At 47.5% G+C, this 1,462-nt stretch carries 1 protein-coding gene; it reads left to right on the top strand.

Annotation, left to right across the window (positions count from 1 at the left end; translation table 11 throughout):
* On the top strand, positions 1 to 1,462 hold a 1,462-nt coding region (gene xsc / locus IEX12_RS23050; RefSeq protein WP_188725988.1), incomplete at both ends, for a sulfoacetaldehyde acetyltransferase.

Genomic DNA, 1,462 nt, shown 5'->3' with positions numbered 1-1,462 from the left:
ACAGCTGGAATTCGCTTTATCCCTGTTCGTCATGAACAAAGTGCCGGTCATATGGCAGATGCGTATGAACGTGTTTCCGGAACTGCCGGGGTCATTGTTGGCCAAAACGGTCCAGGGATTACCAATATGGTAACGTCGGTGGCTGCGGCAAATCAGGCGCATAGCCCAATGGTAGTTATTTCGCCATCGGCAGGAACCGGGTCCATTGGCCTGGACGGTTTCCAAGAGGCTAATCAGGTGTCAATATTTGAAGATATTACAAAGGAGACAGTACGTGTTACACACAAAAACCGTGTAGCGGATTGCCTCAGAACTGCTTTTCGAATTGCATACGCGGAACGTGGTCCGGTTCTATTTGATATCCCTCGTGATTTGTTCTATGGCGAATTGGAGGATTATATTTTGGAGCCAAATCAATACCGTGCGGACAAACGAGGCAGTGGTGATCCGGTATCCATTGAAAGAGCGGCTGCGTTGCTAAAGGATGCTAAAAATCCGGTCATTATTTCCGGTCGTGGCTCAGTTGACGCAGACGGTGTCGATTCGGTAGTGAAAATAGCGGAACATTTGACAGCACCTGCCGCATGCGCCTATATGCACAACGATGCTTTTCCGGCAGATCATCCGCTTGCAGTTGGACCAATCGGCTATATGGGCTCGAAAGCTGCCATGCACTCCTTAAAAAAGGCAGACGTTGTGCTGGCAATTGGCACACGATTATCCCAATTTGGAACGCTGCCTTGCTATGATATCGATTACTTCCCGAAAACAGCCAAAATCATTCAAATCGATATTAACCCGCGTCAGATTGGCCGTACACACCCTGTTGAAGTTGGGATTATCGGAGATGCCAAAGCAGCAAGTGACGAAATTTACCGTCGGCTGCAAGCGGCCGTGCCGTCTCCGGCGAAAGATTCCAAACGTTTGGCTGAAGTCAGCAGCTTAAAAGAAGCATGGGATCAGGAATTAATTGACCTGGCAATGGTCGATGGCAATCCGATTAACCCAAGGCGGGCACTCTTGGAATTAACAAAAGCATTGCCGGAAAATACCATTATCTCGACTGATATCGGAAATGTATCATCGACGGCCAACGCTTATTTGAAATTTAACCAAACAAGAAGACATATCGCCGCATTGACATTTGGCAACACAGGTTTTGCCTATCCGGCAGCACTTGGTGCACAACTGGCAGAACCGGATACACCAGTTGCAGCGATCATTGGTGATGGAGCATGGGGCATGAGTTTACATGAGGTAAGCACAGCTGTTGAACAACATATCCCTGTCATTGCCTGTGTATTTAACAATAAAGCATGGGCGGCAGAGAAGAAAAACCAAGTCGACTATTATGATGATCGATACGTTGGTTCTAATATTGAGGGTCCAGACTTTGCAGAAGTAGCAAAGTCCATGGGGGCAATTGGATATACGATTGATAAACCAGAAGACATTGGTCCGG

It is taken from the genome of Lentibacillus populi, assembly GCA_014642895.1.
In the GTDB taxonomy this organism is placed as follows: domain Bacteria; phylum Bacillota; class Bacilli; order Bacillales; family Amphibacillaceae; genus Lentibacillus_C; species Lentibacillus_C populi.
The sequence above is the reverse complement of the archived record's forward strand: the minus strand, read 5'-3'. Positions and strand labels throughout refer to the sequence as shown.